General features: G+C 59.3%; 5 protein-coding genes, 2 pseudogenes and 1 other annotated feature. Of the genes and pseudogenes, 5 read left to right on the forward strand and 2 right to left on the reverse strand.

Annotation, left to right across the window (positions count from 1 at the left end):
* Positions 1 to 161: 161 nt before the first annotated feature.
* Positions 162 to 1,460 (reverse strand): annotated as a pseudogene (locus tag EG244_RS19475) (IS3 family transposase).
* Positions 986 to 1,141: a sequence feature (AL1L pseudoknot), on the reverse strand. (Overlaps the previous pseudogene by 156 nt.)
* 126 nt (positions 1,461 to 1,586) lie before the next feature.
* Between EG244_RS19475 and EG244_RS19480 the strand changes: the two are divergent.
* From EG244_RS19480 to EG244_RS19500, 5 genes are all read left to right on the forward strand, one after another.
* Positions 1,587 to 2,612: an ABC transporter substrate-binding protein gene (locus EG244_RS19480; protein ID WP_124966822.1), complete on the forward strand. Its 1,026-nt coding sequence runs from the start codon at positions 1,587 to 1,589 to the stop codon at positions 2,610 to 2,612.
* A gap of 16 nt (positions 2,613 to 2,628) precedes the next feature.
* Entirely contained in the window at positions 2,629 to 3,396 is a 768-nt protein-coding gene (locus EG244_RS19485; RefSeq protein ID WP_124966823.1) for an ABC transporter ATP-binding protein, read from the forward strand.
* Positions 3,389 to 4,192 carry an ABC transporter permease gene (locus EG244_RS19490; protein ID WP_124966824.1) on the forward strand — a complete coding sequence of 268 codons (804 nt, stop codon included), beginning with the start codon at positions 3,389 to 3,391 and terminating at the stop codon, positions 4,190 to 4,192. The genes EG244_RS19485 and EG244_RS19490 overlap by 8 nt, the downstream gene beginning before the upstream one ends.
* A gap of 97 nt (positions 4,193 to 4,289) precedes the next feature.
* Positions 4,290 to 8,393, forward strand: coding sequence for a response regulator (locus EG244_RS19495; protein ID WP_124966825.1), 4,104 nt, complete (start codon positions 4,290 to 4,292; stop codon positions 8,391 to 8,393).
* Positions 8,390 to 9,322 carry a GGDEF domain-containing response regulator gene (locus EG244_RS19500; protein WP_124966826.1) on the forward strand — a complete coding sequence of 311 codons (933 nt, stop codon included), beginning with the start codon at positions 8,390 to 8,392 and terminating at the stop codon, positions 9,320 to 9,322. Before EG244_RS19495 ends, EG244_RS19500 begins: the two co-directional genes overlap by 4 nt.
* On the opposite strand, the pseudogene EG244_RS21610 reads toward EG244_RS19500, so the two are convergent.
* Positions 9,319 to 10,125, reverse strand: a pseudogene (locus EG244_RS21610) (hypothetical protein); the annotation flags it as partial. The gene EG244_RS19500 and the pseudogene EG244_RS21610 overlap by 4 nt on opposite strands.
* Between the last annotated feature and the right edge of the window lie 161 nt (positions 10,126 to 10,286).

The raw sequence follows: 10,286 nt of genomic DNA on the forward strand, positions 1-10,286 counted from the left end.
CATGTCCGCAATTGCCATAGCTGCAATCGTCATCTTCTGGATATGGTCAATGAGTCCTGAGCCTAGATGAGGTTTTGGATCCCACAGTTTGAAGGTGCCATCCTTTCGAGGGACTGGATGCCTGAACCGCTCCGTGTTTGCCGGAGGCTAATTATCGTTGGTTACGCGGCCATTGGTTTTGTTTCCAGAGCCGCGCAGAAGTTGACCTCTGCCGCTACAGGCGGAATGTTTCCGACAGGCTCAGGCAGACGGCGGTTATTGAACCAGTCAACCCATTCCAATGTTGCGTATTCGACCGCAGCGCAGCCCCGCCACGGTCCACGTCGATGGATGACTTCTGCCTTGAAGAGGCCGTTTATAGTCTCGGCCAGCGCAGTGTCACAGCTGTCACCGACGCTTCCGACCGAGGGCGCGATGCCCGCCTCTGCCCGCCGGTCTGTGTATTTGATTGACACATATGGGCTGCCCCTGTCGCTATGAGGGATAAGGCCCATGCCCTTTGCGGGGCGGCGATCATGCACCGCCTGTTCCAAAGCATTGAGGACGAAACCCGCATGAGCCGACGTGCTGACCCGCCAGCCGACGATGCGGCGGTATCGAGGACGAATGCAACATAAACAAAACCCTTCCATGTGGCGACGCAGGTGAAGTCACTGACCCACAGCCTGTTGGGTGCGGGCCCCTGAAACTGGCGGTTCACCTTGTCCAATGGACAGGGCGCCTTCTTGTCAGGGATCGTTGTCCGGTGTGGCTTACCGCGGATAGCACCTTGCATACCCATGCTCTTCATCAGCCACGCCACTGTGCATCGCGCGATATCGCAGCCCTCGCGGCCCGGCTGCCGCCAGATCCTGCGCCCCCCACAGACCCGCCAGTTCTCCTCGAACACGCGAAGGATCTCCGGGCGCAGAGCCGCGTCCCGACGCGCCCGATCCGACAGTCGTGCCGCATTCGTCCGTTTTGCCAAATGATTGTCATAGGTGGGCGGGGCAATCGGCAGCACACTGCAGATCGGCCGTCGCCATGGTCACCCAGACCAATGGCGTGATCATGGCTCCGCCCCGTGGCTGCCACGACAGGCATCAATAAAATCCACCGTGACTTCGACCGGCGGTCGGGCTCCGCCATCGCAAAATACGCGTTCGCCAGTGGGCTTAAACCAGTGGCGCCTGCACTGGCTCACCTTTGCGCAAGATCTCGTTCGCCTGGCGCAGCTCGCGGTTCTCGCGCTCCAGGGCCTTCATCTTCCCCGCCATCCCGCCTGGTATGCCCGCGCGCCTGCCGCGGTCGACCTTGGCCTTCTTGCCCCACTCGATCAGCGTGTTGGCCGAACAGCCGATCCTGGTCGCGATCAGGACGATAGCCTGCCAAGGCGACCCATGCTGCGCCTCGTTGTCGAGAGCCAGACGCAGGGCGCGGTCACGTACTTCAGGGGAAAAGCTGTTCGTTGTCTTGCTCATGATGCTCTGTCCTGCTCAGCAGCTGAAACCCCCGGAAAAGTCGGTGCGGTTCAACCAGATGACATTGCGACGACTTTCGGGCTAGAACAGGTGACGCTCATCGGTGTGCTTGCAGAGGAGAAGCCCATGCCTGTGTCTCTTAACCGTCGTCAGACCCTGCTTGGCCTTGGGGCCATTGGCGCGGCTTCGGCATTTGCTGCTCCGGCGCTTGCGCGCGCGCAGCGTAATCTTGCGGTGCTGCATCTCGGCTCTCATGCCCCCAGCTTTATTGCCTGGGAGCGGGGTTATTTCAAAGATGCAGGGATTGATCTGAACCTGCAGTTCTTTGAAGCCGCGCAGCCCATGGCGGTGGCAATCGCTTCGGGTGACGCGGATTTTGGCGTCACGGCCATGACCGGGGGGTTGATCAGTCTGGCGCAGAAGGATGCCGTGAAGGTCATTGGCGGTGCTTTGATTGAGCGTCCCGGCTCACCCGGGTCGGTGATTCTGGCCTCGAACAAAGCATATGACGACGGGCTGACGGATCCTTCGAAGCTTGAGGGGCGCAGCTTCGGGATCACCACGGCGGGTTCCTCGTTCCATTTTATGGCGCATAAAATCGCCCAGGCCACGGGGCAGGACCTGGCGAAAATTGATCTGCGCCCGCTGCAAAAACTTGGCTCTCTCGTGGGGGCGCTGTCGACAGGGCAGATCGACGCTTGGGCCATTCAGCCCTCGATCGCGGCGAAGCTGCTGGCCGATGGCACGGTGAAGCAGATCGGAACCATTGCTGAGATGGCGCCGAATTATCAGGTGACCACGGCCTTCACCTCGACGAAGAACGCGTCAGGTGAGCCGGAACTGGTGAAAGCCTTTGTCGCGGCCTATTCGCGTGCGATCTCGGATTACAACGCGGCCTTCATCGACCGCACAGCCGATCAGGCCGAGATCGATGCCCTGGCAGCAATTGTCCACAAATACGTTGAGACTGACAGTCAGGCTGATGTTGCGAAGGCCAATCTGATCGCCGGGGCTCAGCGCATCAATGAGGGGCTGGCCATGGCCGTCGACAGTATTGTTGAGCAGTTGGAATGGTATAAGTCCGAAGGCATGGTGGATCCTTCGGTCACGCGTGACCAGCTGATCGATACCTCCTTCGTCAAAACGGTCTGAGCGGAGACTGCGGTGGATGGATCTGCAACTGCGAAACGTGGGGCATTCTTATGGCCCTGTGGAAGTTCTGCGCGATATCTCGCTGGAGATTCCGCAGGGGCAGATCCTCTGCCTGATCGGGCCTTCGGGCTGCGGAAAGTCGACGCTGCTGCGTTTCCTCGGGGGGCTTGAAAAGCCCTCTTCGGGCGAAGTGCTGCAGATCGGCTCTCCGCCGGCCGGAACGCTGAATCCGCTGACTTATGTGTTTCAGCATTTTGCCCTGCTGCCCTGGCGCAGCGTTGAGGGGAACGTCCGCCTCGTGCTGGAGCATCACGCGCTCAGCCGGCGTGAGCAGGATGAGATCATTACGGATGTTCTCGCCCGCACGCGGCTGAGTGATTTCCGAAACGCACTCCCGAAACAACTTTCGGGCGGGATGCGCCAGCGCGTGGCAATCGCGCGGGCGCTGGCCGTGCGTCCGGCCGTGATGCTGATGGATGAGCCGCTGTCTGCGCTCGACAGCCAGACCCGCGAGCTGCTGATGGATGATCTGGTCAGCCTCTGGACGCGCAAACCCTTTACCGCCGTCTACGTCACGCACAACCTCAATGAGGCCGTGCGTCTGGGCCACCGGGTTGTGGTGCTGTCGCGCCGTCCCGGCCAGATCCGTCAAATTGTAGAAATTGATATCCCGCTCTCTGAACGCCGCGCCGGCCATCCGGTCCTTGAGGCGCGGCAGGCCGAGCTGTGGGATCTGATGCGCGACGAGGCGCTGGCGGCTGATCTGGAACTGATTGATGGCTGAGAAAATATCTCCGACCCCGCGTCCCGTGCCCTTTCGCGGCGGCGGCTTCGCACCTGTCCCCGTTCGCGGGGTGGCCATCGCGCTGTTTGTGACCCTGCTGCTGATAGCGGAACTGGGCACCCGTCAGGGCTGGATTTCAGCGCTGACGCTGCCGCGGCCTTCGGCGGTTTTTAACACCCTCTGGCGCCTGGGTGAGACCGGTTTGTTGTGGAAACACCTCCTTCCCTCGCTGGAGCGGCTGGCCGTCGGGGGCTTTCTCGGGATCATCACCGGCATCGCGCTTGGCGTGCTGATCGGGCTTTTCAGCCATATTCGCGCGGGACTTGTCCCGCTGGTGGCTGCGCTTTTTCCGATCCCGAAAATCGCACTTCTGCCGCTTTTCGTGATCTGGTTTGGCATTGATGAGACCTCGAAATACGCGCTGATTGCCTTTGGCACTTTCACGCCCACCGTTGTGGCCACCTATGGCGCGGTCGATAACGTTGACCGCTCGCTGATCCGGATGGGGCAGAGTTTCGGGATGGGCTGGTGGGCGGTTGTGCGAAAAATCGTGCTGCCGGGGGCCTTTCCGGCCATTCTTTCGGGGCTGCGTGTCTCGGTTTCCATCGCGATTATTCTGCTGGTTGCGGCAGAGATGCTTGGCGCGCGCTACGGGGTCGGCTCATATATCCTTGAGGCGGGGTCTTTCTATGATCTGGAGAAGCTTTTCGCCGGGGTGACCATCCTGTCGCTGATGGGACTGGCTGTCAGTTTTCTGATCGGACAGGTCGAGAAACGCTTTCTGAACTGGCGCTGATAAAAGCTTAATCTCCCACCCATTAAATGTTCCTTTGCTCTTATGATCTCTTATAGTTGATTGATGAGCCAGGTTCGTTACGGGAATCACGGGTGGGATGACAGCTATGCATATGGCGGGCTTTCGGAAAATCACGCTGCGTATGGCGCTTGCAGGCATTCTTATGCTTGTGGTTTTACCGACGCTGGTGGTGGTGGGCATGGCGCTGCGCCATGCCGGTCTTTCCTTTCAGGAAGTTTCCCGCCAAAGGCTTCTGGAAACGGCACGTATTCTCTCCAGCACCAGTGAGGGTGAGATTGGCGCGATTGAGCGGCTTTTGCTGGCCAAGGCCGATCTGCCCCCCGCGCTGCGCGACGTACCCATTTCTGAGCGCACGCCCGGGGTGTCGCATTACGACATGACCCGCGGGCCGGATGGCGCCTGGAATATCACTCCACTGCCGTCACCGGAGGCCGCCTGGCTCCTGCGGGAAGCGGCGGATCGCAATGACACCGCTGTTTCCAACATCATGGAGATGCCCGGCGATCCCGGGCAACTCAACTTGCTGCTGGCGACCCCGGTCCCACTTGCCGAGGCGGATGAAAATCGCCGTAGAATGATGCTTTATCAGGCACATCCGAGAGATCTGATCCGCGCCTTTGGTCGCAGTGCGACGCATCCGTCTCAGGTGGTTCTGGCCATCACAGATGGCAACGGGCGGCTGATCGGCCGCTCGGTCGGCGGGGATCAGATGATTGGCCGGCCCGTGCCCGATTGGGGAAAGCTGAAATCCTTTGGTACCGAAAGCGGCACGTTTCGGGCCGAATTGCTGGACGGTGGCGGGGTGGTTTTTGCCTTTCAGCGCATTCAGGACACGCCGGGCTGGATGGCCGTGACCGGTGAAGCGCAGAAAGGCTACGACGCCCGCTGGCTCACCCCGATTCTTTACATGATTGCCGCCTCAATCGGCGCGATTTTGCTGGGCCTGGTTCTGGCACTTCTGCTGACCCGGCAAATTCTGACCCCGATCAGAGAGCTGGTCGAACGCGCGCGCCGCGTCACCGAGGGGGCCAGCGACGAAGAGCGTGGTTCAATCCAGGTCAAACCCTCAGCCATTGTGGAATTTGAGACGCTGCGCGAAAGCCTTGATCTCGCGGAAGAAGAGATGGCGCGCCGGCTGCGCACCGCGCGCGAATCTGAGGCGCAGGTCCGTGACAGTAACCACAGCCTGCGGGAGGCTGAACGCCTTGCGCGGATCGGAAGCTGGGCGCTGGACCTGCAGACCGGGGAATTTACGGCCTCTGAGATGATGAATGAGCTGAATGGCCGGGGTCCGAATGCCCCGCCACTTCCTATGGAAGAGCTGGAAAAGATTGTTCGCCCCGCAGACTTTCGCCGGATCCGCGAATCCATTGGCCGCTGCATTGAAACGGGTGAACCCTATGCCTTTGAGGCGGTTCACTTCCGCGCTGATGGCAGCAGCTTCCCCGTCTGGCTTCAGGGGGAGGCGCGTCGGAATGAGACCGGGGCGATCATCGGCGTCCAGGGCTCTATGCAGGATATTTCTGAGCGGGCTGAGCAGAATGCAAGGCTCGCGGCTCTCGCCGACAATCTGCCGCGCGGTGCGATTTTCCGCATTGAGGTGAAGGGCGACTATGAGGTTACCGTCACGTATATTTCAGGCGGCATTGAAGATTTGATCGGGCGTGAGCCGGAGGCCATTATCAACAATCCGAATGGCCTGGCAGATTCCGTTCACCCCGACGACCGCGACAGCATCATCGCCATGCTGGTCGCGGACTCCCCGGCGGGCACTCAGATTGATCAACAAATGAGGCTTGTCGATAAATCGGGACAGGCGCTTTGGGTGCGGGGGCGGGCTGCCCTGCGCATCCCCGTGCCGGGACAAAAGGTCTGGGACGGGGTTATCCTGGACATTTCTGCTGAGCGTGCTGCGGCGGATGCGCTGCGACACGCCAAGCTGGCCGCTGAAACCGCCGAGCGCGCCAAGAGCGATTTTCTTGCGACTATGAGCCATGAGATCCGCACCCCGATGAATTCGGTCGTTGGGATGACGCGGCTTGCCCTGAAGACCCAACTTGATCCGCGGCAGCGTACGTATCTGGAAAAAATCAACAGCTCTGCCAATGTTTTACTTGGGATTATCAATGATATCCTCGACTTCTCACGAATCGAGGCTGGTGGACTCGAGCTGGAGAAAGCCGCATTCCGCATGGAAAGCGTGCTGGAAACAGTCGCATCGGTGAACTCGCTTCGCGCTGAGGAAAAGGGGCTGGAACTCACCTTCAGCGTTGGCTCTGATGTGCCCTCAGCGCTTTTTGGCGACAGTCTGCGTCTCGGGCAGGTGCTGACCAATCTGGTTGGCAATGCGATCAAGTTCACGACGGAGGGCGATGTCGAGGTCTCGATCCGGCGTCTCGACAGTCCGCCGGAGATTTGTAAGCTTGAATTTTCGGTACGCGACACTGGTATTGGCCTGACGGAGCAGCAGATTAACGGCCTTTTCCGTCCGTTCACTCAGGCCAATACCGATACTGCGCGGATTTATGGCGGGACCGGTCTGGGTCTTGCCATCTGCCGCCGCCTGGTTGAGTTGATGAAAGGCAACATCGGCGTAACCAGCACACCCGGACAGGGCAGTATCTTCGCTTTCACGGCAGAGTTTTCTGCGGCACCAGATGCACAGGTTGTGGCAGGTGTCCGGCGGATTGGGCTGCCGGGTCTGCAGGGGCGGCGCGTGCTGGTTGTCGACGACAATGACACTGCGCGCATTGCTCTTTCTGAGATGATCCGTGGCTTTGGCATGGCGCCCGATACGGCATCCGGCGGGGCTGAGGCGCTGGACCTTCTGCAGACCGCCGGGAAAATGGGGCAGAACTATGATATCGTTCTGCTCGACTGGCGCATGCCGGGGATGGACGGGCTTGAACTCGCGCGTCTGATCCGCGGTGACACCGCCCTCAGCAAAGTTCCGGCGATCCTTATGGTGACGGCCTATGGCCATCAGCTCGCCCTGTCCGAAGCCGGAGAACTTGGCCTGCAAGGGGTGTTGCTGAAGCCTGTGACCCAGTCGGTGATCTTCAACACCCTCATGCATGCTCTTGTGGAGGATGAAGACGGCCCGCGTGAGTTGCAGCAGCCCGATATCAGCGATTTGGGTAAATTCGCCGAACGGCTGGCAGGCCGGCGCATTCTTGTGGTCGATGATAACGCGCTGAACCTGGAAGTTGCTTCAGAGTTTCTCAGTCTGGTGGGCGTAATTTCTGAAACCGCTTCTAACGGGCGCGAGGCAATCGCCCGGCTCGAGCAGGACCGGTTTGATGCCGTTTTGATGGACGTTCACATGCCCGTCATGAACGGGCTTGAAGCGATCCGCGAGATCCGCAGGCGGCCCGAGTGGCGCCAATTGCCAGTCATCGCGCTGACTGCACAGGCGAGTGTCGAGGATGAAATGGCCAGCCGCAGTGCCGGAATGAACAGCCACCTGACTAAGCCTTTGGATGAAACGTTGCTGTACCGTACGCTCACTGAACTCATACCTGCAGATAAGGTGACTCCCCCCATGCAGTCTGACCCAGAGCCCGCGGTACTTGCCAAGGATCATCGGCTGACTGATCTTTCGCGCCGTTTTGGCGGGTCTGGCCGTCGCCTTGCACGTTTTCTTAATGGCTTCCTGCGAGATTTCAGCACTATGTCTGAAGATTACGCTGCGCTGGAGAAAACAGCTACGCTGACAGAGCTCGCTGATTTTGCGCATCGGGTGAAGGGCGTGGTTGGATATGTGAACGCCAATGCACTTTACGAGCTCAGTGGGCAGGTTGAGGTCGACGCCCGTGCAGGTCGCAGAGATGCTGTTCAGAACAGTAGTGGTGAGCTGCACCGTCTGATGCAGGACTGCGTGGCGGAAATCAGGGTGCTTATATCGTTGATTCCCCCTGAGGAGCCTGCGGCCCCATCTCCGGCTCAGCCAGCCGAGGCCCTTTTGGGTGAGGCGCGGGCCGCCCTGCCGCTCGTGCAAAGTGGTGACTTTGCAGCGCGCGGGCGTCTGGAAGCGCTGGCCGGTTCTTTACCGGAGGGGCAGCTGCGCCAGTTCGCCCAAAAAGCTATGGCAGAATTTGACGATCTGGATCTGGAGGCTGCGGCTGCAGCACTTGCCACTCTCATTACCGCCCTCGCAGCAATAACGGGAGCAGCTACATGAGTTTTTCTGACACTTCGCCTCTCGTCCTTCCCACGATTCTTGTCGTAGATGATGATCGGCTGAACCGTACGGCTTTGGCTGAGCTTTTGCAGGAGGATCACCGGATTCTTCTGGCGCGTGATGGTGAAAGCGCTTTGGCCCAATTGGATAAAACCGAAGTGGACCTGGTCCTTCTTGACGTCTCCATGCCTGGTATGGATGGGTTTGAAGTTCTGGCACAGCTACGCCGGCAGGAACGGACGATGTCGGTTCCTGTTATCTTCATCACCGGAAAGACGGAAGAGGCAGAGGAAGAGCGCGGGCTTTTGCTGGGTGCTGCTGACTATGTGAACAAGCCAATTCGTGGCGCAGTGGTCCGCGCTCGCGTTCGCGCGCACCTTGCGCTGTCCCGGCAGCGCAAGGAGTTGGAATCTTACGCCCGCCAGGACGGGTTAACCGGAATCGCCAATCGTCGGGCGCTTGATGAGGCAACTGAAAGAGCTATTGCGCAAGTGCGACGCAGTGGTGAGCCACTGGCAGTGGCCATTTTCGACGTCGACTGCTTCAAGCAGTATAATGATCACTATGGGCATGCCGCGGGTGATGATGTGCTGCGCCATGTCGCGACACAGCTCGCTCATGTTGCCCGGCGCAAAGGTGATCTGGTCGCGCGCTATGGCGGTGAAGAGTTCTCTCTGCTGATGCCGGGTTGCGTTGATTTCGCGCCAGTTCTTGAGCAGGCTCGACAGTTGATTACATCGGCCGCTATTCCACATGAGCGCTCGGTTGTCGGCTCCGTTCTCACTATCAGCGGGGGCGGAGTCATTACGCGGGTCGATGCCACTACGACGCCTCGTTCGCTATATGAGGCAGCAGACAGGATGTTGTATGAGGCGAAGACAGCGGGGCGAAATCAGGTCCGCCTGCATCTTCAAATGGGCGATGATTAGGTGTTCAGTCCTGGCATCTGGTGGATCGGATTGAGGATGAAACGTTGCGGATCTGAAGTCCGGATTTTGCAGATGTATTCGTATGGGGTGAGGCCATTCAGGGTCTTCCGCCGACGCGCGTAGGTTTATGCGGCCGTGTCGTTGGCGAGATACGCTTTGAGCTGGCTATGATCCTCGTAATGGGATCGTTTTCTGCTCCGCTTCACCCTCCTGAATGGTGCGGTTCCTTCTCTCCACCTGGCCGTTTGTCGGAAAAACAGTCCCCCGGGCTGTTTTCTGATCCTCCAAACTCCAGGGATGGTTGGGTTTGGTTAACCGATGCTCAATGCCATGCGCTGCGCAGATTATGTCGAAGCGCATCTGGCGTGACCAGGCCTGATTTGTGTTACGCGGCTGATCTGCCGAGGCGGATCCCCTTCTCCATTGGGTTTGGGCCAGTGGCGCCTCAATGGCTCAGTCAGTGGGGATGGTGCGGATCTTGTAAGGCACGGCCTTCAAGGGGTGTTCGAGGAACTCCCGTACCGTCTTTCGGTCAGCTTTGCCGACCAACTGCGTCACTGAAACTTCTCTGGTTCTGTCAGTGCTGACAAAGAGATACAGCCAATCGTCGGGGAAACGATCCCCCGGATCGTTTGCTGATCCTCCTCATACTTCAGCCGTCTGCATTTCGGCAAAAAAAAGCCGATCGGGGTGCGCTTGAACTTCTGCCGCCTGGGCTTGTCGCCGCTGACATCCTCGGGTCGTGAAATCTCATGTCTCTGCAAACAGCGATGAAGGGCCGATCTGCTGAGATGCGGGAGTGAACTGGCCCCCATTTCGACCGGACACGTAAGCACCATTTTGGAGGCTTAGGGATATGCCTAAGCACATGCTTATGTCCGATTTTGAGATCATCACCGCTGGTGGCCGGCGCCGTCGCTGGAGCGCCCCTGAGAAGCTTCGCATCGTCGAGGAAACGCTGGAG

Origin of the sequence: Falsigemmobacter faecalis (genome assembly GCF_003863335.1) — a bacterium.
Lineage (GTDB): Bacteria > Pseudomonadota > Alphaproteobacteria > Rhodobacterales > Rhodobacteraceae > Wagnerdoeblera > Wagnerdoeblera faecalis.